The organism is Glaciecola sp. SC05, assembly GCF_041380235.1.
In the GTDB taxonomy this organism is placed as follows: Bacteria; Pseudomonadota; Gammaproteobacteria; order Enterobacterales; family Alteromonadaceae; genus Glaciecola.
On record NZ_JBGIYY010000014.1, the window covers coordinates 25,872 to 49,448 of the forward strand.

Sequence of the window (23,577 nt, forward strand, 5' to 3'; positions counted from 1 at the left end):
CTTAAAAGGTCACATAGATATGCGAATTAACATGAGTAAGCGCTGATATGCGAGATTCTTGCGCATCCAGCGTTGTCGCAAAGTCTCCCTGACCTGTGGCATGCAGTTCCAACACTTCAATACGCTGTTCAGTCTCGCAATGTAAAAACGCAACACCAATACCAGTGCTTTCTAAGTCTGTTTGTAGCATGCGCATGTTAACCGTCGCTTCATTTTGTTCAATGGCGTTTTTATGCAGAGATACCTGCAAGGTAAATTGCTCGTTAGCTCTCTTTAACAATGCCGGTTCGGTGCTAGCGGCAATTTGCTTAGGGCTCTGTAACATTGATATTTGCATCAAGACAAATCTATATTTGCGGCGGTAGTCAATGCTTTTGTTTATCAAAATTAAGGCATCTTTGGCAGTCGATGTACTTGGTGCTTTGACACAATTAACAATATCATTGAAGCTCAACCGCTGAAATTTAGCAGGCCCGTCGCTCGATATACTATTAGCGCGCAAAGCATCACGCTTCAGTTGTTCGTAAGCCTGTAGCGCAATAAAAACTTGTTCATCTACTGGGGCTTTTTGTGCACTCATGGCAACATCCTCTCTAATAACTCTCTAGAGAATATGAAACCATCAGACCGATATTTTTCAAATAATGCTTCATTTATACTAAGCACACCCGAATTATTTGCGAATAGACGCCGAAGAATATCGGATAACTGCAGCAGCGCCAAGGTTCTATCGGTATATATTTGTGTATTTTCAATGAGTGACTGCGGGGTAAAGCCCTGTCGATTGTTTTGCTGATAAGCAGCTTTGCAGGCCCTTAATAAGGGCGGATGCTGCAATAATATCTGACTGACGCTATTGCTATCAGTATTCTCAGCTATTGAGATGAACGCTCCTGAGTGCCTGAGTTCATCAACAAACTGGTTCATCGCGCGCTGATTCGCCGCTAATAGGCTCAGTGCTTGCTCCGGCTGTTTTTGCAATAAGACATGCAGCACTGCGTAAAAGGTAATTTCGTTTAAGGCAATCTGCCCACTAAACTTTTGGATCTGATCTGCATATTGATTGTCCTCTGGTAGTTCGAGCTTATCTTTGTATAGGCTTTTGTTTCGCTGCGCTTGAATCGCTTTTGCCTGCAGCGAACCAAGCACGTTATAGCGTAAAACTGTGAGGGGAAAGATAACGCTCTGAGTCGGGTATTCACCAATCAGTTGCAAACGCTCAGCCTGCTGTTTGCTAATAAGCTTGGGGGTATCGTAAAGCGCGTGTAGGTCAATCTGTTCTGCAAAAAAGGTTTCTACTGATTCAAACACATGCTCATTAGCGTAGAGCTGATCGAAATCTTCAGAAAAGCTTATCGCCTGTCCATGCTCTGCTTTGGCGATGGCCTCCTGAAATTGAAAAACATCCTTAACCACCGTAGTAAAACGCTCTGCCCCGTCGCGTTTGCCCATCGACTGCCATATTTGCAACATGTGCTGATCTGAAAAATGTGGGACATTATGCTCGACTAGCCACTTGCTTAAAAAATGAAACTTTTGCTGCGCCTTTGCCGCCGGTAAATGATCGGCTAAATAATCATAAATATTTTTTTGCAGAATCGACGCCATATTTTGAATAGCGTTAAAACCATTACCGTTTAGCTCGTCAAATAATCGCTCAAAGACATTCGGCAGGATTGTCACTAACCACTCCATACAAACGCCCAATAAATTGGCGCGGCTCGGATGAATAGTAAATGCATGCTGGTGTATCTGAATCACTAAATTGGTGTTGTGCGGATCCTCATCAGGGCTTGCCTGCATCGTTATTGAGGCTTTGCTCAGATGACAGGCATCTTCGCCAAGTAGCTCAAAATAACGGCGCATACTTTTCGCTGTTATCGCCTCTTCAATATAAAAATATTCGAATATTGATTTAGCACTGCCAGTGTTAATGATGGCCCAACATAGATGGCTTAGTTCAAAACACAGGCTGGCATAATTGCGACAAACAATGTGCCGGGCGAATTTGTCCACACTCTTGTCTGTGAATTTTTGTTGATGCTGACCTAGTGCATGATAAAAAGGCGTTTCTCTTAGTAAGGCAAAGTCGGCTTTTAGGGTATCGCTGACATCTACCGCAAAAACAGCACTCTCTCTACTAACGTCCATGATGCACGGCGCCTAAGGAGATGCGGCATGATACCCCAATAACGTTAATGCGCAGCTTAGGCATCCTCAGCATCTCGAGATTGAAGTTGAAAAGTGTCAGCGTTGTTGCGACGCCGCCGCGGACCGTCTTGTAAATATTCGTCAATTAATACATGCTGCTGTTTGTATTTAAGCTCGCATGGCAATACCAACGGAACAATGCCATAAAGCCTTTCGTCGTTGCACCATAGTGCTTCTTCGTCTGTTGTAGTTTCATTCACTAAAGGGGCTAAACTAGCGGTTTGACCCAGCCATATCCGCGCCAAGCCCACATGTTTTTTCTTCTGTTGCAAGTCATCTAAGCTCAAAATACGAAGCTTATCGGTTTTTAGGTCTAGGGCCAGCACAAAATCGGCTTGGCATAACACCAACGAAGCGCGCATAGTTTGCATATAGTCAGGCCATGCTCTCGCTAACTCAGCCATATCCAGGGTGTGCTGTAACTGCTTGCTAATATTGATTTGTAACAGGCTGCTGCTCTTATCAATAGCCACCTCTAGCTTCACTGCACTTAATTCTGAGTTTGCACCTAGGTAAATAGTATCGCCATTAGTGAGCGCAGTCTCCGTATGTTTAATAAGTTGCTTGCCATCTAAATAGTCTGTCTTGGCTTTGCTGCCTTTTAAAAAAGTACCGTTGGTACTACCAGAATCTTCTAGAAAAAAGCCATCACCTCGCATGAGCACTTTACACTGTTTTCCTACTCTCGAGAGTGCTTTATGATTGATATAAAAGCGAATGCCAGCATTAATTATATGCGTGCTTGGCATGGGTGCCTCAGCACCTTGGTATCGACCTAGCTCCAGCTGACTCAGTGAGCTGATGACACAGGTATCGCTAGTGTTTAAATCAGTGAGCTCTAGATAATGATGGGTTTGCACAAAATCAACGTTAATCTTTTGCACCAAGCGCTTAATGGCTTTATGTTGGCGTTTGAGTTTTTTCTCCAATGCGCTTTCATGCAGTGCTTGATATGCTTGACGTAAAGCTTTAATAGGCTGGTTGTTGCGATAATTATTCATAGCTTTTGCGACTTTATTGCGCACCCATTGCTCTTTTTCACTGAAGGCTTTTTGGCTGGATTCCTGTGTGGCAATTTTATCAATTAAGCTTTTGGCAAGCGCTGCGTCGCTATTTAAGTTAAGAGCCTTACTAATAAACAATTTGGCGGTGGTCACATCGCCTGCTTCAAAAAACAGCTTCGCCTGTTTTTCAAGCTCATTTGATTCGCGCTGTAACCTCTGCCAGTAGCTGTATTGATTTCCCCACTTCTTTTGTAAAGCAAACCAAGGCGAACGAGCCTGCTCATATACCGCCAACCATTTATCGACTGACTTAAGCTGCGCATAATTCTCTAATTTATAGTGAAACATTTGCCGTTTAACTAGCAACACCAAAAGCAATGCAGCGGCGAGAAACAACAGCAAACTTGATATCAACGACGGCGTATAAGGATTACCTAAACGCGACACCACAAACTCATTGCTTTGGCGCTGATACTCATTAACGATATCAATGTTCCGCTCATCAAAAAACGCGATCAATAGCTGGTTAAATTGTGACTGCGTCAGCGATGACGATACTGAAAAGTGCGTTTCCATAACAGGAAAATACGCGGACAGCCGGCCACTTTGCTTTTGGCTTTTGGTGAGGGTCAACTTAGTGCCGGTAGTAGCGGTCAATACAAACGTCGAAAATGGCGCGACTTCGTCAAGCGTAAAGCCTTTCAATATCAGGGCAAAATCGTTTCGCTGAACTACGCTCTGCAGGCGTTGGCTAATGACTTGACCAAGATCCGTTGCAAGGCTTTTTAGTTGTCCTTGGTCAATACCACTGGCGCCATTGCCGCTTTGCTGCCTGACCTCATTACCATCATTACCCGACAATACCTTTAACTCAAAAGATTCATAATTTTGAAATGACAGAGGGTCAATTAAGCTGACGCGCAAAGATGTATCATTGGCATGTTTGAATAGCCCGTAAAATAAAACTAACTCAACGTCTGGGGCTTGTTGAGCAACTTCTGTTAGCACCTCTTGAACGCTGTTTTTACCACATAAATTAATATCGCAATTAGCAAATACCCGGTCGCTCGCCACAATTTGATCAAGCTCTTGAATAAGTTTGGTGCTGATCCCATCACGAATGACAGCGTTTATATTCTCACTGCTAAGAACAGCTGGTGAGCTATGACCATCTGGAATGAGCATAATTTGCCAATTTTTAGCCAGCGCACTGGGCGCCATCACACACAGCGCGCATAGCCAAATCAGCTTTAAGCTACGTTTTTGAAAACTAAAAAAAGTGCTAATCGCTTGTTTCACGTTTAACTAATCGAAATCCTGTAGTCATGGAGCGCGCTGTTTTCAGCAGCCGTGATAATGGCTGTTGCTCTATGTGTTGTTGAGTGTCCATCCAAGCACCGCCAACTGCCGGTGCCTGATCGCATCTTTGCAGCCCAAGTTTGACGTCTTGCCAGCAGTCTTGCAACCATTCTTGTGCGTTTCCATAAACATGTCGCAGGCCAAATGGACCGGCAGCAAGACCATTAACGGGCATTGTACTATTTTCAAACTGACGACGGGTGCTTTGGCAATTTTGACAATGTATATTCTTTACGCCCAGCGGCGTTCCTTCTTCACTAAACGCAAACGCTAACCACTGAGCCATTGTTGGCAACGCAAACTCTGCATCTAAGGCATCATTAAGGTAAGGAATAAAGTCCTCTGTGATGTCATACCAATTCACATTCACCACCGGATGATCGTTGCCTAGCATTGCGCGCCGCTCTGCGCTAGTGCTAATGGTTTTAGCCTGCCGGCATTTTCCTGCATTTACGCACGCAAGCCATATACCTTGACTTACTTCTTCTGACATAACGTAAAATGAAGCAGGCTTGATACCTTGCTCTTTTGCAATAGGATTGTGTGTTTGAGTGGCGGTATTAATCAAGTTAAAAGTAAGTTCATAGACATTATTGGTTTTAGGGTCGCTAAGTGTGTATACAAGATTGCCTTGTGCATCTAAACGATCTATTTTTTTCTGCGATAGTGACGGCACTCCTAGTTGTAATTGGGGATTCGTTTGCGGCACAACTTCGGTTAATGAATCAGCTAAACGAGTATCGGCTTGCACAAAACTCTTACTAGGCTGCACATAAGTCCGCCTGCTTTCTTGCTGCGCAGTGGCGACCATTACTTCTTTGCTCTGAAGGTCCTCATTCCTGCTAGGCTGAGCACTATCGACCACGCTGGATGTTTGTGGCTGAGATGCTGGCTGGGTCAGCGCAGATTCAGCTTGCTCATAAATAAGTGGGTTATCGGGATACCACACAAATATCAGTAGCGCTACTATGCTGGCAACAGCAAATGCGCTTAGCTTGTTGGCGGCCAACCAAGACTGCACCTTAAAATGTTCGGATAAGCAGCTCTGCAGACGGGCCTTGTCTCCAGCCCCTTGCATCAGGCCCTGCTCCACTAACTTTTTTGCCGTTTGTCGCGTTAGGCGATTGCCATAGGTAAGTGCATAAGCATGTAAATTTTGTGCCCAGTTTAGGAATGCCGCATTTTGTTTGTCACTTCTTAAGAATGCTTCAGCCTCAGTAGCTAAGCCTTGCAATACAAGTTCTGGCGATGAAATCTTATCGCGTAATTGATGGCGCTCGATAAGTGTGACAGCTGCGGCATCATCCACCTTACCTTTGAGCAGTAATACCTCAATGAGGGATTGTTTTATTTGGATGATTTCTTCACTCAATTGTGCATTTTGCGTAAACAGCATGGTGGCATTTGCAAGGTCAACATCATCACTTTCATGACTGGTAGCGTCTGCACCCAAACAGGCCTGCTCTAATGCTTGATACCATTGAACTGCGGATGCATAGCGAGCGCTAGGTTCGTTTGCGAGACCTTTTCGTAAGACTGAATCCAGTGCCGGGTTTTGCACAATTACCGCGGCGCTCAGCCATCGCTCATGGGCACTATGAATAAGGGCATTAACACTAAGCTGTATTTCAGGTGACGTGGGGTTCGCTAAGGCCTCTAATTGCTCTGCGCTCAACAGATTTTGATGCAGTTCGCCACTTAACGCTGCACAAGCAATGCTGCTTAAGGCATATATATCGCTGGCAGCTGTAAGCTGCATAAGCCCCTCACGCTGCTCTGGGCTGGTATACAGCGCCGTGCCCAACCGCTCCCTATCAGCGCTTAAAAAGCCTTCTTGCTTGATATCGAGTACGGCCGCAAAATCAATAATCTGCCAAAGTGAATCAGCATCTTGAATGATATTTTGAGGGTGTAAATCACAGTGCAAAAAACCTTGTTTGTGCATACTGCTGACAGCAGCAGTGACTTGCTTAAAAACGAGCAGTGCATCGCTTGGCCGCAGCGGACCGCCGATATTATGTAAGTGTTGATGCAGTGTTTGAACATACAGCGGCATGCACAAATAGGGCATATTACTCACTGCGCCAGAATCTATACATTGCGCAATACCCCCGGTACCCGCAAACCTGGTTAAGTACGAAATTTCTTTGAAAACATACTTTGCCCCTAGCGCCGTTTTCGCAAGTTTTAATGCCATCGGCTCCGCCACATCTTTCGAGCTTACTCGAAACACATCAGCATGCTCGTGCCTGCTGAGCACAGCATCAATAATAAAGCCCGGAATGTGAGGGGTTTTTGTCGTCATCAAATACGAGTTACTTTGCTTATTTAACCAATATAACAACAAAGCGTTTTTAGCGGTGCTGTCAGGCCTTTGACGCAGTATTGCGCACATCAAAACCTATATGCAAATAACTTGCCTAGCCTGCTGACAAATCCCTAATGTTTATTTTCGCGTTAAATTGAGTTTCCCACTGGGCAATTTTTTGATCGATGTCATCGTTGAGCCGAGCAGGAATTGGCTCTAAAGCGCTCGTTGTAGCGGGATGTATCAGCTTGTTCTGCTGAGTTTCTTTTTGTTGAGTATTCCCAGCTTGAGTAGATTCATTCTGTGGCCACGTTGATGAAATGGTTTGGGCTTTGGTGAAGCGCAAAGCGTTGTGCATTTTAAGTTCAGATAAACGAGCTTGAATAGTTTGCGCCTCAGCCTTTGTAATAAAGCGCTCTGCTTCAAATGCAATCGCGTTTGGTGCTACTTGATTGCTTTGCGCAAGCTTATTGGAATACTCAATAAGCTTATTGAGCGCAAACAACATAGCAAAGCAAACAAGTAACATGCACAACAATAAACCATAGCTTCGATATTTTAATGTCTCTTTAAGGCGAGAGTTTATACCCTTAGGTTTGCCCTGTTGCTGTTTTGATGGAGTCATTGCTTTCATCGTGATGGCCTGCTTTAATTTTTACAATCAACTGCCACTTACTAGAGCGAGCTTATCAACACGTTCAGAAAATGCTTTTTGCCAGTTGTCATCCATAGCGGTAATTTGTATGTCTTTATCTTGAAAATCTTTGTGCACTTGCATTACCTCAGCAAAAGATAGGTCAGGCACAACGGCGACTACAGTGGCTTTATCTGGGTTGACGTTTTGAAGTGCCTGAGGCTGCAAACTTGCATCGTAATATTGGCCTTTGTAGTGAAAAATAAAGGTTACTAAACTCGCTGCGTTTTGACTATCTACACTAGTATCCTGTTCATCTTGTTGATTGTCCGCTTGAGACAATGACAAGCGACTCTGGGCTAATATTGACTCAAGAGCCTTATTTGCATCAGCTTGCTTAGCCATGGTGTGCACAGGTACTTCAGAATAGATATCCATGTCCTTTCCTGCGCTAATCGATAGCAAGGCAAGGATCAGCAAAGAGAAAAACGCCATAGACAAGCCAAGTGCGACCTCAGTCATTGCTTGGGTATTGGTATCGCCTGTTGCATTTAGGAATTTGCTCAAAATGCTTTTCACCTTCAGTTATAAGTGCCTAACTGAGGGTATGAAACCATTTGCGTGCTTTTTTAAATTCTAGGTCGGTACATCGAGCATAACCTGATCGTAAAAGACACTGACGCGCAAAAGTTCTAATATTTATTGAACGAATCATCAGTCTATAATATTGTTTAAAAAATGTGCTTCTTCAAACAAATAAGATTATGACTACCTTACGAAATATCCTTGTTGTATTTATCCTCTGCACTTTTAACCTGGGCGCTAGCGTGACTTTTGCGCAAAAAGTTAACTTTTTAGATGGTTACTGGTTTAGCGAGGAATATCAATATGGCTTCAAAATAGAAGGTGCTGAAGGCATTGCCGTTGTGACAAATAGTCCCAACTACTCGCCCGGGCAGGTAATGTTGCGCTTCACCTCCAACAAAGATGGTGATTTCGTAGGACAGCAAATTTTCACAGACGGCAATTGGCGGAATATCTCAGGCAAAATCGTTAACGAAAATACCATTGAGCTAGAGGGTGGTGGCTACGTCTGGAAAATGGTGAGGCGTTAACCAATAATCTAATCGTCGATAAACCATGTAACTGACAACCGCACTAGCAAGAAACTCCTGTCATAAAAAAGCCCCAAAACCATTTGGTGTTGGGGCTTTGCGTTGTATCTTTTTATAAAGTGCTAAGCATCTAATATAGTATTGAATGTTGTACTTGGGCGCATCACCTTTGCGGTTGCTGCAGAATCAAGCAGATAATATCCACCAACATCTACCGCCCTTCCCTGCACTTCGCTTAGCTCTTTAACAATTGCTTGCTCGTTATCACTCAATTGTTTAAACAGTGGCGCAAAGTGAGCCGACAACTCAGAGTCTTCAGTTTGCTTAGCTAATTCTTCAGCCCAATATAGACTCAGGTAGAAGTGGCTTCCACGGTTATCTATTTCGCCAACTTTGCGCGAAGGTGATTTGTCGTTGTCAAGTAAGCGACCTGTCGCGGCGTCTAATGTATCGGCTAAGATCTTAGCTTTAGGGTTACTGTGCTTCTGGCCTAAGTCTTCGATAGATACCGCTAAAGCCAAGAACTCACCTAACGAGTCCCAACGTAAGTGGTTTTCTTCGAGTAGTTGCTGCACATGTTTTGGAGCAGAACCACCCGCGCCAGTTTCAAACAAACCACCACCTTTCATTAGCGGCACAACAGAAAGCATTTTGGCACTGGTACCCAGCTCTAAAATCGGAAACAAATCAGTGAGGTAATCTCTTAGAATGTTGCCTGTAGCGGAGATGGTGTCTAGACCTCGTGCAACTCGCTCAAGGGTGTAACGCATAGCACGAACTTGCGACATAATTTGTATATCAAGGCCACTTGTATCGTGATCTTTAAGATACATTCTGACCTTTTTGATCAGTTCGTTTTCATGGGGTCTGTATGGGTCTAACCAAAATACAACGGGCGTTTTAGAATCACGCGCTCTGCGCACTGCCAGTTTTACCCAGTCTTGAATAGGTAAGTCTTTGGTTTGACACATACGCCAGATATCGCCTTTTTCGACACGTTGTTCAAGCAGTACTTCACCGCTATTCACATCTACTATACGCGCAATGCCGGCAGCTGGAGATTCAAATGTTTTATCGTGCGAGCCGTATTCTTCGGCTTTTTGTGCCATTAGACCAACGTTAGGGACAGTTCCCATTGTCGCTGGGTCAAAATTACCATGCCACTTACAAAAGTTAATCATTTCTTGATAAATACGAGCAAATGTTGACTCAGGCATTACCGCTTTACAATCGTAAGGCTTGCCGTCAGCACCCCACATCTTTCCGCCTGAACGAATCATTGCCGGCATTGATGCATCGACAATAACATCGCTTGGTGAATGGAAGTTTGTAATCCCTTTAGAGGAATCCACCATCGCAAGACGCGGACGATTTTCTTGGCAAGCGTGCAAATCGCGTTCGATTTCTTCGCGCTGCGAAGCCGGTAGCTCTGCGATTTTTTCGTAAAGACTCGCCATACCGTTATTAACATTAATGCCTAGCTCTTCGAACAAAGCGCCGTGCTTTTTAAACGCTTCTTTGTAGTAAATTTTAACTGCATGACCAAACACAATCGGGTGAGATACCTTCATCATTGTGGCTTTAACGTGCAGGGAAAATAAAATACCAGACTCACGGCAATCTTCCATCTCTTGCTCGTAAAACTCACATAGTGCATCTTTGCTCATGAACATAAGATCAATAACTTCGCGCTCTTGTAAAGCGATTTCAGGCTTTAAGACATTGATGCTGCCATCATCTTTTAGCAACTCCATGCGCACCGAGCAAGCTTTATTCAGGGTAATTGACTGCTCACCTTCATAAAAATCACCTTTGTGCATGTGCGAAACATGGGTACGAGACCACTGCTTCCATTCACCCATTGAATGCGGGTGTTTGCGAGCAAAGTTCTTTACCGCTTTGGGCGCGCGCCTATCAGAGTTACCTTCACGCAAAACCGGATTAACCGAACTGCCTAAGCTTTTGCCATAGCGTTGACGAATCTCTTTTTCTTCATCAGTTTTAGGATCATCAGGAAAATTAGGGATCGCGTAGCCTTTGCTCTGTAACTCTTTTATGCAGGCTTTTAGCTGCTGTACCGAAGCACTGATATTTGGCAGCTTAATGATATTCGTATTAGGCTCTTGCGTCAGGCGACCAAGCTCAGCTAGGTTATCTGGTACACGTTGCTCTTCTTTCAAAAACTCTGGAAACTCAGCCAATACTCTTGCGGCAACTGAAATGTCACTTAGCTCTACATTGATATCAGCAGCGGCAGTAAATCTGCGGACTATCGGTAACAATGATGCGGTAGCAAGTAATGGTGCTTCGTCGGTATGGGTATAAATAATCGTTTGTTTCTTTTCTGACATTTATGTGGATTCCTTTAGTTAGTGGCAGAAGAATAAACGCTATGGGAGATCTATTCAACAGACATTGATTTTGTTCGCTTTAATTTACTGTATTAAAGTCATTGTAAGCGTAAACATTTACTATTTGATTTTCGGATTATAACAAACTTTGTGGGAATTAGGGCTTAGGCATCAGTCGTATATTAAGATTTATTTTATCACGCTTTACCAAAGCAATTTTTCAATCAGTATTGATTAAGCATACGATTAATTTTGCTGCTCGCTTAAAACCAAAAGCCATCTAGACTGAGCATGGCAGAGTGCTTTGATCATATTCAAAAAAACCACAGCACTCTACATTGAGTGAGATGCTTAGCCACCAATCGAACGGCTTTGTAAAGACACTATTTTATTTTCACTGTGAATCAACTGCTCCACTTCGACAAACTCAAAACGCTGATGAAATTTCAAAGAGGCATTATTTGGAGGCTGAATATCGATTTCTGCAACCAGTCTCGGTAATGATGCTGAGACTGCGTAAGCCACTAAATAATTATACATTTCAGTAGCGATACCTTTGCCTCGATAAGCTTGGGAAACAACAATCCTATCGATATACAGAAATGCTTCGTAGCGAGCATTAAACCATTGATAATTTATACTTTGATAATCTGCTTTCGCACCAAACGCTAATAAAAATGCGACCACTTTATTTTCAATTAGTACTACCTTTGCTAATTGGGATTGCGAGATGAGATGCAACAATTTTTCTCGATTTAAGGGACTTAATACCGCCACTGAAATTTCGTTAAGAACTAAAATTTCCGATAAGTGCTGTGTTTCAATGTTTTGAATGTCCATTTAGTTCTTTCTTGTCTTGGCCATTAAGCAAGCATGTAGGCAATTTCGCTTAAACATTTTCTAATGTTGTAGCCCATTGCCCACAAACCATCTTTTTTGACATGGTTGATCTGTTGTTTATTGATGTTGGTCAAACATAATTACGTTGCCGCCGTGGTCTTTTAACACACAATGCATAGGACAATCAATACGCTTACAAATGCCAGGCTCAATTACTGTTATGCGAGAGCATATTCACCAAGAGCGCTTGTAAAAGGTATCTACGGTCTGTTTCGCCAACGCGAGCTTGAATGTATCTAAACATGCTTTTCGTTTCTTGATTTTGTGACATTAGACTCCACACTTTATCGACATACGGCATCGTTATTTGTGGTGTGGCTGGAAGCTCTTGTTGAGCAAAGCTGATGGCTAAAAGTTGCGATAGCTTATCAATTAATTCCGCAAATTGATGATCAATAAAATCAACTTCTTCTCTTAGCACCTGCTCAGCTTGGCTAATAATATAAGCCGCCAGTGCACGTTTTGCCTTACGCTTACCTCGAGAGACATCGCTTATGCTAGGGTCTTGATAGCCATCGTCAATCGCAATTAATAACCCTCTGAGCACTGATAACTTTGACACTACCGGTAACCTCAGTGATTCTAATTGTTTTTCGGTTTCAAGTAACCAAGCTAAAGCCTTATCGGGATAAGCCACGTCGAGCTGCATATATCGGTCGGTTAATGTGCTTAACTGCAACAGTTGATGAATGATTTTTTCTTTGGCAATAGAGCGCATAGCTTACTCAGGCTGAAGTCGATGCGTTAGCTTGCCGTCTTCGGCACTGGTAGCCCATTCTAAACCCTCTTCGCGCAGCGTAATGTGCAAACGAACGCTGTTTGCCGCCGTAGAATTTTCTTTGACCGCACTAGTCGTTGCGCTGGCCTCTAAAGAAATGGGGTTAGCCTGTGTTTTTAAAGCTACTTGAGCAACACGGTGCCGAATGGCTTTGTTAACGCTGTTAGAATTTTCAAAAGGAATTTCTTTATTGGCTGCGCTTTTTTTCAAGGCTTTAGCAAAGGCGTTATCGACCCCTCTTAGCACCGCTTCCTTGGTTACTCGCGTGTCCCCGTTTTTTCTATTATCAGAGATTTGTTGTAAGGCTAACCTTGCTTCTTTGTCAAAAACCGCTTGAAATTTTTTGGTATCGGTAGTGATTTCCTCGTCTGCAATACTGGCTTTAAATTGATCCATCAATGATTTGTGAATAACGCTTGGGGTATTTAATTGCGCGTCTTTTGCTGGAGTATGTTTATCAAAAGTCAGCGGCATATCTATCGTTAACTCTGGCACTCTTACTCTAGGTAAACTCATGCCTTCTAACAATGGGTTGTCTTTATAATATTCAGCGACTGCAGCTGTTTCTTCGTCGGCCATTCGCCTTGCATGGACTAGGTTGACCATTAATGCACCTAACACTTCACTTAACTCAGACATTTGCTAACTCCCTTTTATTGATTGAGCAATATAAGGGGCGAAATCGCCCCACTCCTATATAGTTAAGCGCCTGATCTTACTTCTGTGATTGCGCTTTCTAGGATCCCCAGTAGCTTTTCTGTGCCTGCTGGAAGCTCGTCTTGAACGGCCCGCACATTTACAGATAAGCTGTAGGTTCTCTCAATCTTAGATGATGCCGACTTAGCACTTTTACGAGCAAAACTTGCGCTAAGCTTAACCGATACAGGGCCCCAACCACCTTTTGCTGATAAGCTCGTATTTAAGCTTGTTGATGAGGTGGTAGTGGATTCTTGCACGGAGTTTATTTTAGCGTTAAAGCTAATGGTAGTTTCTTCAACACGAATAAACGGGATTGGTAGCATCGTTAATATCGGTACGGTAAGGTCATATTTTTGAGGTTCAACGCTGGTGACATTGCCGTCCGCGTCTTTTATTTCAATGGCTTTCATATAACTGAAAGTGACCATTGTCGGCTCACCGCTGTCTTCGTCAAAGCCTACTGATTTTATAAAATCAACTGAGGTTTGAGCGGATTGTGCTTGCGCACGGACAACAGCATCTAAAGGACCTCCAATCATCGACTTAAAGTCAATACTCGATAGTTCGTCTCCTATAGCCATTACAATCTCCTTGTGGTTTATACCCAAGACTGCAAGTTTAGGTTACTGCATTAGATTAGACCCCTTTTTGCTGTGCAAAAAAGGAAGGCGCTAATATAAAATTATAGAATTCTACACTTGCGCAGCACTGAATAAATCAGTATGGCTCTAGCATGAGTTTTAAGCTCAAACAAACAAGGTATCACTTGTTAGACACAGCGATGGAAACATCGCAGAAGAGGGTTTAGGTTTGTCCAGCACGTGCATCAGTTATAACAGCTTCGATTGTCATTGCAAAACAAATCATTAGACTAAGATCGACTGACAAATTTCAAACTTATACTCAATAGAACTATCGATATTCATATTATGCATATAAACGGAGCATAAAACTGGCAGTGCGTAACGTTGCCACAAGAGCATAAAGCAAAGATCAACACGCCCTAGTCTATCGCTTTTATGTTATCTCTTGTTTCACGGTCGATGTAACGAACAAAGGGGTCAACACCGGCATATTTTGGTTCGGCCTCGACCTCTATCATCAATGTATTCTGACCTTGCTTTAGCAAATGCTTCTGCTGATAAATGATGACTGTTTCGGCAGTAAAATCATCGGGGTCATTGGCAAACAACACAATATCAACATAATCAGAAAATACCTGTTCTGTTTCCTCGCCTTTGCCGTCAGCCACAAATTGTGCTGCATAAACATCTAACTCCACGCTAAACCGACCCTGCTCTGATTTTGTCATATCAACCGAATTGAGCCGCAAGTCATACAGGCTGATTTGCGTAAACTGCTGGTCAATAAATCTATGATGCTCAACTGCAGATTGCGCTTTTAAAGCAGCCAGCAAGTTCAATGTACTAGGCTGTATACCTGTGGAGAACTTAAATTCTTGGATGAGATTTGCAAGCACCGCATTGACTGCCTCATAGCCTATTCGATCGGCAATTGCCATCATCACTACTGCACCTTTGCGGTAATGGATATATTGCTGGTCTTGCGAGCGCATTAGCGGCATTTCTTCGATAGCTTCTAGCGTGCGGCCGCGCAAATAACTATCTAATTCGTACGTTAAGAATTTACGGATTTTGGCTTCACCGTACTTCTTTTGCATCACTAACAACGCAGCATATTGCGAAAGCGATTCACTGAGTATCGCACTGCCCTCTACATTTGCCGCATTTAACTGATGCCCAAACCACTGATGTGCAACTTCATGGGCGGTAACATAATATACAGGGTCAATATTTTCAGGGTTACGCAGGTCGCTTATAAAGCCTATGCGCTCTGAATACGGCACGGTGTTAGCAAAACTCTGCGCAAACTCCCGGTAGCCTGGAAATTCTATAATACGCATTTGTTTGTGCTGATATGGACCAAAAACGTCGGTGAACAAATCTATTGAGTCTTGTACCGATTCAATCATTCTATCGACGTTCCAATCATGAGTACGATGATAATAAACCGTAATATCCACGCCCTTGTGCCGAGCAGACTTAACCTCAAGGTCGGCCGACATGATATTGAAGAAATTAATCATCGGTGCATCCATTTCATAGCGAAAGAAATTGCGCCCCGCGTCGCTCCAATACTTCGCTAAATAACCAGGCGCGATGGCAATTTGATCTTCACTTGTTGAAATGGTCGCGGCGAAATCAATTAATCCAACTGTCGGGCCAAAAAAACTCTGCGTATATTTGCTAGTGTCTTCTAGAGGGTATGCTCTGCGTGGTGGATCTAAGTCGCGCTTTCTTCGCTGATGGGGCTCTGTCAGATACTTGCGTTGATCAACCCCAAAGCTTGGAAATAATTCAAAATTATTGATAAAGGTGCCATTTTTAACCAATGTAAAGTCTTCGCCCGCATCTTTGAAGCCAAAGTGCTGACGCACCAATGAAATCTGTCCACTCACATGCGCAGCGGGTGCCAAGGGATTTTCAAACTCTAACCAAGCGGTATCAAACTCTTCGTTTAAATCTGTGAGTTGGGCGCCAGGAATATCAAACCGAATGTCAGATGAATACTGAGGCAGATTAATTAAAAAACGGGAAATAGGTGCTGAGCTTCGGTTGACCATACTTACGCTTGCAATAGTTTCGATGCGCCGCTGGCTCGGAAAGATCGCCACATCGACTTCTACAGCAGTAATCATTGGCACGTCGCTATCTTCAAACTGCGCATACGCCTTTTCGTATTGTGCCTGCAAGTCCATGCGCTGAGTATCTGTCATAAACTGATTGGTGATGGACGTGTTGTAGTAAATGATTGTGCCGTAAGCTACAAATAATAATGTTCCAACAATCACTAGCATCCTGCCGCCACTGCCTAGTTGATAGACCAACAGTGCAGCTCTGCCCCTAAGGCTTGTTTCAGGTCCGCGCTGCCACAGTGCAAAACTTAATGCGCTCAACACTAGCGCCAGCGATCCCCAATACAGCATATAATAGTGCTGAGTAGTAAGTGCCCAGCCATAGCCGTTCATATCTGAGTATTGCATGATCGGGGCTCGACCAAAGTTCAACATATTATGCTCAAGACCCAGTTGCCCAAAGGTTAAGGAGATAAAGAAATATGCGACAAATATCAACATTCCTATATATTTATTCGGGCTTAGCACCTGAATTAAAAACGCGAGTACTGCCAAATACATCCATGGTAAAGCCTGAAAGTACAAAAGCGATATGAGGTATTGCGTCATATCAATATGGCTGAAACCTCTTAGCAATTGATTAATCAATGTGGCTAACATGCCGGCAAACAGCACCGAAATAATGAGCAGGCACACCGCAAGTAATTTAGAAAACCAAAATGTAAAATTACTTACCGGTAAACTGTCGACAATATCGCCCATGCCAACGGAACGTTCTCGCCAGACAACCTCAGCGCTGTAGTAGGTAATAATTATGATTAATGCTAGGCCGAAGGCACCCTCTATCATTTCAACCATGTATTGCGTGAGCGGCCAATTAGGCGCACCGTATAAACCGCTTGGATCGATCAATATAGAGATCAGCGAAAAACTGCAAAACAGCATCAAAAATGCAAACGCAGGGGATCCAAATACTTGTAAAAATTCAAAGCGTAATCGCATCTTGAACTGAGACGAAGGACGCTGATTTGAATACTTGGCATCAATAGCGTTTTGCAAAGGTATATCTTTCTTAGATGGCCCCAGTTTCTTTTCTGAACTTGACTGAACAAACAGGCTTAAGGGCGAAAACAGTCGCCCAAAAGCAAATAACATCAATAAAGCGCTTAACAACCACATACCACGATTGATTAATACCGTAGCGTGTAAGCCAACAATCTGAGTGTTACGCTCTGCGGGTGTCCAATAACGGGTAATGTCACCGTAGGTTCGCAGCGCAAATGGATCTAACAATGCCACCCACTCTCGCTGATTTGGTGCTGACAGCACCTGCCCTGATATTACGTAAAACATAAAAATCGCTAGCGCGACTAAATACACCGCCATCATACTTTTAAATTTTAAAGCGACCGCATAAAACATGCTCGCTAGCACAAACAAAGTGCTTGCTGAAAATACAAAATATGGCACTAGATACGCACTGAAAGAAAATGCACCGACTCTCGTTTGGTCTAACCATGGCATGAAAGACGCAATTATCAGCGCTAATGGGATCATGGCAAATACCGTTAAACAAACCAAATATGCACCTAAAAACCGCCCTAACTGGTAGCTAAACGCTGATAGCGGTTTGGTGACGATAATTTCGCTCATACCACTGACATTGTTACGCATGGCGGTGTTGGCAACAAAATTGACTACTAAAAACATGCCAAATACGCCAAATATCAGCATGGTTTGCGCGATCGCATAAGGGCTATTTATATTGACATTAGATGATCCCCCAATCTGCACTTGCTCAATGGTCACTGACAAAAATGGTAGGAGAAAAAACACTAAACAGGTCACAATAAACGAAGGTTGCTTCGTAAAATATCGCCATTCAAACTGGGTCATCTGGAAAAGCATCATACCCCCTACACAACACTAGCTGAAGCACTGAGGCGGGTTTGCGCTAAAGTGTTAAAATAGACATCTTCCAAAGTCGCTGGGGCTGCCTCAAAGCCTTCAGGTTGCTCATCCGAAACCACATGCACCACGGTTCTGCCGGCAAATAATTTTGTAGACAGCACGCTTAGATCATCTGCAATTTCATTGAGCTCATAAGCCTGTACTGTTTTACGCCAAATTTTACCTTGTAGGCTTTGGGTGACCGAAATGGGATTGCCCTGCAATAAAATTTTACCGCTACCCAGCACCGCCATGTCCTCGCACAATTCCGAGACATCATCAACAATATGCGTAGACAAAATAATGACCTTATCGCGACCCAGGCTGACTAGTAAATTATGAAAACGATTTCGCTCCTCTGGATCGAGACCTGCGGTTGGCTCATCTACAATCAGCAAGTCGGGGTTTCCAAGCAAAGCTTGGGCAATCCCAAAGCGTTGTCGCATTCCCCCAGAAAAACCGCTTACCGATAATTTTCTCTGCTCAAACAGGTTGGTATGAGCCAACAGTCCGTCAACCGTTTCTTTGCGCTCAGCTTTATTTTCGATTCCTTTCAAAATCGCTAAGTGATTGAGTAAGTCATATGCGCTAATCCGCGGATAAACGCCAAAATCTTGTGGTAGGTAGCCTAAACGCTGCCTAAGCTCATTTGGTTGATGGATAACATCGATGCCGTCAAAGGTAATAGTGCCGGTATCAGGCTGCTGTAGGGTAGCAATAGAGCGCATTAAACTAGACTTGCCCGCACCGTTTGGTCCAAGTAGGCCAAAGAGGCCTTTTTCAATGTTCAAACTTACATTGTTTAGGGCATGCACTCCATTGGCATAGGTCTTGGACACTTGACTGATTTTTAGCATGCTGTTTTCCTTGATACTCGAAAAAATTTCTAAGCGTCCAGCGCTTATCAGTTTTGCTACATTTAACTAAAGCGTCATTTCACCGCGAAGGTTTTGATTCATTAACGCTTGCTGTTGCTCGAAGCTTAGGTGAGTTTGACTCAGCACATAGTGCAGCTTGGCGAGAGCCGATTCTGGCGTCATATCCCTTCCAGAAACCACCTCGGTTGCCTGCACCAATTTGCCATTTGCATAACCGCTCATATCCACTTTTCCGCGCATACATTGCGTACAATTGACCACTAAAATCTCTTTTTCTCGGGCGAGTTTAAGCTGATTTAATAAAGCCGGGTTTGAAGGCGCATTGCCTACCCCATATGTTAACAGGATCAGCGCTTTAACCGGCTGCTGTAACACATTAGCAAGCAATTCAGCGCTCATCCCCGGATACAATGTCAGCATGCCTACCGCTTGGCTTTGAATATCGGCAACAATTAAGTCCTCACAATGTGTTGGAACAGGAACAATTTCTACATGAGACTGAATATGGATCCCGGCGTCTAGCAATGAAGGATAGTTTGGCGAATCAAAGGCATGAAAACCATCTGCATTCACTTTTCGGGCTCGATTGCCGCGGAATAAACTGTTATTAAAAAACAGCGTAACTTCACCAATGGCATAGTTTGCAGCAATATACAGAGCGTTTAGTAGGTTAGCTTGGCCGTCAGAGCGAAGCTGCGCAAGCGGAATTTGAGAACCGGTAATAATGACCGGTTTGGCTAAATTCTCAAACATAAAAGACAGTGCTGAGGCCGTATACGCCATGGTGTCTGTGCCATGCAAAATAATAAAACCATCGTAATTTTGATAGTTAGCTTGAATATCGTTCGCAATCAGTTGCCAATCTGCCGGCACCATATCACTGGAGTCGATAAGCGCATCGTATTCATGGAGAGTGAATTCGGGCATCTCTGCGCGGTGAAACTCAGGTAAATTCGCCAAGGTTTCAGTTAAAAACCCTGCAACTGGCACAAAGCCTTTGGCTGAGGCTCGCATACCAATTGTGCCCCCAGTATAGGCGATGTAAATACGTTTCTTTTCGGGCTTCACCATTGCGCTTTCCCTTTGTGCAGTTGGTAACGACACGCTATGTTGGCAAAATACCTAGCTCAACGCTTACTCGCAGTCGTATAAAGACTTTTAAATTTGGCTAATAAATCAACGTCGCCGTCAGCCAACTTACCCACGCCAATCCATTGCACTAAAATAGCATCTGCATCTGGCATAATTTGTCCCTCCAGCTTTGCCGCCATAAGTTTCAGTTGGACATCTTTCTTTTGCACAGAATCAGCATAGCCCTTGCCATCGGCCAGCAAAATATCGGCGGCCATGTTCAGTTGCTGACGTGACATACCAACTAAAACACTGGGCGCATTGTCATTTACAAAAGAGGGCTCAAAGGCTTGCTTAAACTGCGATGGCAAGGCAGCAAGTTGCTCTGCACTGAGCTTACCATCATGTTTTGCTAAAATATCAAACACGTTTTCGAGCACTGCATTTTGTTTATTATTTTCAAAGCTTTTTATTTTATGAGCAAGCGTGGCTTGATGAGCCGCAAGCTTATTTGATTGTGCCTGTTGCTGAGGGCGCGGCAGTTGCTCAATTGCCACCTTAATTTGGTCAACGATGCGATCAACTTCATTCAAGTCACTCAGCTGTTGCGACTGCGTAATCGCTGAACTTAAGGCGTCTAATTGCGCTTTAATCGCTTGTACTTGAACATGTGCAGCATGTTTTTGTTCAGCAATAGTGTCTTGTAAGCGTTTAAAAATCGCATCATTTGCCTCTCTAAACCTTTGCCAAAGCTCCTGATCTTGTTTAGCGCCAGCAAAGCCTAAAGCCTTCCATTCTGATTGAAGACCTTTGGCAACACTTGCAGCACTTTCAATGTCTTCACCCTCATTCAGTTTGAGTGCTTTATCAATCAACTTTTGCTTAGCCATCGCATTGTCTTGATAATAGGCGCTGACCCTTTCCTGCAAAGGCTTAAGCTTTTGCTGGTAGTCTTTATGCAGTTGACTTCGAGCCTGCTTATCTATATCTCCTAGCTTACGATACTGCTGAGAGATTGACGTTAAATGCTTGGCAAGCGTGACGGGGTCAGCAACTTCACGCAGGGCTTCAAGCGCGTCTAATACTTGCTTGCCTTTTTGCAAATTTTGTTCGCGAATGCTGTCTAACTGCGCGTAATACGCACGACATGGTGCAAATGCTTTTTCAATCGCAGTGTCAAACTCTTTATTTAATGCATCGTCATCATCAGTATGCAGGCGACCCAGCGTGACAAACTCGGCGCGATATTGTTTGACTAGTTTTGCCCGTTCAGCAATATCCATTTCCTCATTGTCTGCTAGCGTATTCGCAGCTGCGATAAGCGCCGGCTTTTTAGGTGCTGCAATATAAGACTGCCAATCTTTTAGCTCACCAATTTTTTGTTGAACTTCATCACATCGGCGGGCAAGACTGGGGGATTTCGGCTCCACTTGCGCTAATAATTTTTGTGCGGTATTAAACGTTGAAATTGCGACTTTAAATTTTCCCTGTTCAATCATATTCAGGCAAACATTAAGCTTTGCAAAGCAGCGCTTTTCTAGATTTTTAGAGGCTTCCAGCGTTTCTTTTCGCTTATCTTGGAGCGTTTTTTTAATGGCTTTTATTGATGCAAGGCGAGCAGGGTTTGTGCCTGATGTCATTAAGCTTTCGAGACGTTTCAGAACATCGCCCAAGGTTTGCGGATCTGCGCTTTTATTAGGTTCACTGCTGTTATCAACGGTAAGATTCTCGGGGTTTGTTGTTGCGCTGTGAACCTTTTCAGTAGCCTCAGATTCTAATAGGAAATTGGCTTTTGATAGCAGTTCATCAATCTGAGCGTTTCGCGCAATCGCCTCAGGCAAGTTATGCAATAGACCTTGGCGTTCATTAAAAGCATTTTCTAATTTGATTATCGCACCGCGATGGGCAGCAGTAGTTTGTCCGTGACCTTCAGCACTCTTTGTCTGTGCATTTATATCTGACAATTCTAATCGCAAATCGTCAATTGAGCGGTCAAGTAACTCCACCTGACTGGTAAGCTGCTCAGGTGAATCGGTTTCGCTGAGTATATCAATTTGTTGAAAAATGATGGCGGCACGATTTTGTATATCGCTAATCGCGTCAGTCACGCCGCTCAAGTGAACATGTGCCATATAATCTGGCTCTAACTGTGTTAAGCGTTTATCCACACGCTCTTTTATTGTGAAATATTTAGAGGTAAGTTGCGCAGAATCCTCGTCGCTTAAAACGGTAAATTCCGATTTCAATGCGTCAAATTCATTGACTAACACCCGCTTTTGCCGCTGAATACTTTCATAATCGAGCAAGTCTGATATTGCCAACAAACGGCTGTTGATGAGTGTGGCTGCGGCTAATACTTTTTTCGGTTTTTGCGCGGCAAGCGCTAAAGCACTTAGCTTATCGTCGATGTAGGCGGACACATCTGCCGCGCTCTCTGATTTTCTGAAACGTCGAAGCGCCTTCTCATCTAAGGTATCTATAATCGCGAGCTTCTGTTTATTATTTGCTCTTTCGCTGTAAAATCGACGAACCTCATTATCCGCACAAATCGTTAACACCATCTCCACACACAGTGCTTCCATACTGAACAAGCGCTTACTCGTAAAAACCATTTCTCTGAGCAAAACGTTATGTTTGTTTTGCTTGGCAATATCAATAAGTAGCTTGTCGTTAACTACCTCGGGATCTTCAAGCAACTTCAATACTTGAGCCCTTGCGGTAAGCTGCACTTTTTGATGAAAATGCGTCTCGTAAGCCTTCATCCATAGAGTAAACGATGAGAGAGCATCGAGTGCTGCAACACTGACTTTCGCTGATTCATCGTTAAATGCTAGCTCGTGCAAGATTTGCTTATCTTTGTCTTGCTTAGGATCTAAACCATTAATTGACGCTAGGCGTTTTTCAGGATCAGGATGTTGGTGAGCGCGTTGGAATAAACGTTTAAATATCATCTTTTTTAAACCGTGCAATTGGCACTTCATTCGCCGCTGCTTGCTTTAGTTCTTGCTGAAGTTGTGCTCTGCTTTTTTGCACAATTTCACCATCTTTACCAATTGTCATGTGTTGATCGGTCTGTTCAAACCTTGCCTGATAAAGCAACACTGCCTGCATGGAATTTTCTTTTTGCTCGGCGCTAAGTGCTTTACCATCAGGCCATTTTCCAGTTTCAACCGCACGCCTCAAATTATCATAAATTTGTGGGGTCATTGCTGCTACTAAGTGCTCAACTTGCACGAGATTACTTCCTTTTCGTTAATGTGGTTCTGACTCTGTTTATCGCATACCAAATAAAGCCGATAGCGGTGACTGCTACCGACAGGTTATACATTAATACACCTTTTTCGGTATTTGGGAAGTCTCCCATAAACACAAAGTAGGCGCCGACCACAAATACTAAGATCGCTAACATCGACTGGTTTTGAATTCGACTGAGCTTTTGGTAGCGCTCATGACTCAATTTCCTTTCGATGTCTTCTGCGCTGGCATCGCCTAACTCAAGATTACAGTGCTGACACGTTTTCGCTTTATCAGAAATAGGTTTCGAACATGCTGGACATTTTGTAATGGCCATCAAAGCCTCCCTTTATATATTTGTAGCGCAATATATCTATGCCCCAATGAGCATAATAAAAAAGGTTAACCAGTAGGGTTAACCTTTATGAG

18 protein-coding genes are annotated in these 23,577 nt (G+C 43.5%); 1 reads left to right on the forward strand and 17 read right to left on the reverse strand.

The window, feature by feature from the left end; translation table 11 throughout:
- Position 1 precedes the first annotated feature (1 nt).
- The 6 genes from AB9H30_RS13310 to AB9H30_RS13335 all read right to left on the reverse strand — a co-directional run bounded on the left by AB9H30_RS13310 (position 2) and on the right by AB9H30_RS13335 (position 8,083).
- Positions 2 to 580 (reverse strand): hypothetical protein, encoded by a 579-nt coding sequence (locus AB9H30_RS13310; RefSeq protein ID WP_371195184.1) that lies wholly within the window; start codon positions 578 to 580, stop codon positions 2 to 4.
- Positions 577 to 2,151, reverse strand: a complete 1,575-nt coding sequence (locus tag AB9H30_RS13315; RefSeq protein ID WP_371195185.1) for a hypothetical protein — start codon at positions 2,149 to 2,151, stop codon at positions 577 to 579. Before AB9H30_RS13315 ends, AB9H30_RS13310 begins: the two co-directional genes overlap by 4 nt.
- Before the next feature lie 56 nt (positions 2,152 to 2,207).
- Positions 2,208 to 4,514, reverse strand: a complete 2,307-nt coding sequence (locus AB9H30_RS13320) for an FHA domain-containing protein (RefSeq protein ID WP_371195186.1) — start codon at positions 4,512 to 4,514, stop codon at positions 2,208 to 2,210.
- Positions 4,498 to 6,879 carry an SUMF1/EgtB/PvdO family nonheme iron enzyme gene (locus tag AB9H30_RS13325; RefSeq protein ID WP_371195187.1) on the reverse strand — a complete coding sequence of 794 codons (2,382 nt, stop codon included), beginning with the start codon at positions 6,877 to 6,879 and terminating at the stop codon, positions 4,498 to 4,500. Before AB9H30_RS13325 ends, AB9H30_RS13320 begins: the two co-directional genes overlap by 17 nt.
- 115 nt (positions 6,880 to 6,994) lie before the next feature.
- Positions 6,995 to 7,516 carry a hypothetical protein gene (locus tag AB9H30_RS13330; protein ID WP_371195188.1) on the reverse strand — a complete coding sequence of 174 codons (522 nt, stop codon included), beginning with the start codon at positions 7,514 to 7,516 and terminating at the stop codon, positions 6,995 to 6,997.
- 27 nt (positions 7,517 to 7,543) lie between these two features.
- Complete coding sequence (locus AB9H30_RS13335; protein WP_371195189.1) at positions 7,544 to 8,083, reverse strand: hypothetical protein; 540 nt, start codon at positions 8,081 to 8,083, stop codon at positions 7,544 to 7,546.
- A gap of 260 nt (positions 8,084 to 8,343) precedes the next feature.
- Here AB9H30_RS13335 and AB9H30_RS13340 point away from each other — a divergent pair, with 260 nt between their 5' ends.
- Positions 8,344 to 8,631 (forward strand): hypothetical protein, encoded by a 288-nt coding sequence (locus AB9H30_RS13340; RefSeq protein WP_371195190.1) that lies wholly within the window; start codon positions 8,344 to 8,346, stop codon positions 8,629 to 8,631.
- A gap of 122 nt (positions 8,632 to 8,753) precedes the next feature.
- Here AB9H30_RS13340 and AB9H30_RS13345 read toward each other — a convergent pair whose 3' ends face one another.
- The 11 genes from AB9H30_RS13345 to AB9H30_RS13395 all read right to left on the reverse strand — a co-directional run bounded on the left by AB9H30_RS13345 (position 8,754) and on the right by AB9H30_RS13395 (position 23,485).
- Positions 8,754 to 10,982, reverse strand: coding sequence for an NADP-dependent isocitrate dehydrogenase (locus tag AB9H30_RS13345; protein WP_371195191.1), 2,229 nt, complete (start codon positions 10,980 to 10,982; stop codon positions 8,754 to 8,756).
- Positions 10,983 to 11,333: 351 nt separating this feature from the next.
- On the reverse strand, positions 11,334 to 11,822 hold the full coding sequence (locus AB9H30_RS13350; protein ID WP_371195192.1) for a GNAT family N-acetyltransferase: 489 nt from the start codon (positions 11,820 to 11,822) through the stop codon (positions 11,334 to 11,336).
- A 208-nt stretch (positions 11,823 to 12,030) separates the two neighbouring features.
- The gene (locus tag AB9H30_RS13355; protein ID WP_371195193.1) at positions 12,031 to 12,600 is read right to left on the reverse strand and encodes a hypothetical protein; all 570 of its coding nucleotides are present in this window, start codon (positions 12,598 to 12,600) and stop codon (positions 12,031 to 12,033) included.
- A 3-nt stretch (positions 12,601 to 12,603) separates the two neighbouring features.
- Positions 12,604 to 13,299, reverse strand: coding sequence for a hypothetical protein (locus AB9H30_RS13360; RefSeq protein ID WP_371195194.1), 696 nt, complete (start codon positions 13,297 to 13,299; stop codon positions 12,604 to 12,606).
- Between the two features lie 62 nt (positions 13,300 to 13,361).
- Positions 13,362 to 13,940 carry a DUF2589 domain-containing protein gene (locus AB9H30_RS13365; RefSeq protein ID WP_371195195.1) on the reverse strand — a complete coding sequence of 193 codons (579 nt, stop codon included), beginning with the start codon at positions 13,938 to 13,940 and terminating at the stop codon, positions 13,362 to 13,364.
- Between the two features lie 422 nt (positions 13,941 to 14,362).
- Entirely contained in the window at positions 14,363 to 17,911 is a 3,549-nt protein-coding gene (locus tag AB9H30_RS13370; protein WP_371195196.1) for an ABC transporter permease/M1 family aminopeptidase, read from the reverse strand.
- A gap of 20 nt (positions 17,912 to 17,931) precedes the next feature.
- A complete protein-coding gene (locus AB9H30_RS13375) occupies positions 17,932 to 18,822 on the reverse strand; it encodes an ABC transporter ATP-binding protein (protein WP_371195197.1) in 891 nt (296 codons plus the stop codon).
- A gap of 66 nt (positions 18,823 to 18,888) precedes the next feature.
- Positions 18,889 to 19,914, reverse strand: coding sequence for an asparaginase (ansA, locus tag AB9H30_RS13380; protein WP_371195198.1), 1,026 nt, complete (start codon positions 19,912 to 19,914; stop codon positions 18,889 to 18,891).
- 56 nt (positions 19,915 to 19,970) lie between these two features.
- Positions 19,971 to 22,865, reverse strand: coding sequence for a DUF349 domain-containing protein (locus AB9H30_RS13385; RefSeq protein WP_371195199.1), 2,895 nt, complete (start codon positions 22,863 to 22,865; stop codon positions 19,971 to 19,973).
- Positions 22,855 to 23,148, reverse strand: a complete 294-nt coding sequence (locus tag AB9H30_RS13390) for a YeaC family protein (protein WP_371195200.1) — start codon at positions 23,146 to 23,148, stop codon at positions 22,855 to 22,857. Before AB9H30_RS13390 ends, AB9H30_RS13385 begins: the two co-directional genes overlap by 11 nt.
- A 4-nt stretch (positions 23,149 to 23,152) precedes the next feature.
- On the reverse strand, positions 23,153 to 23,485 hold the full coding sequence (locus tag AB9H30_RS13395) for a hypothetical protein (RefSeq protein ID WP_371195201.1): 333 nt from the start codon (positions 23,483 to 23,485) through the stop codon (positions 23,153 to 23,155).
- Positions 23,486 to 23,577: the final 92 nt, after the last annotated feature.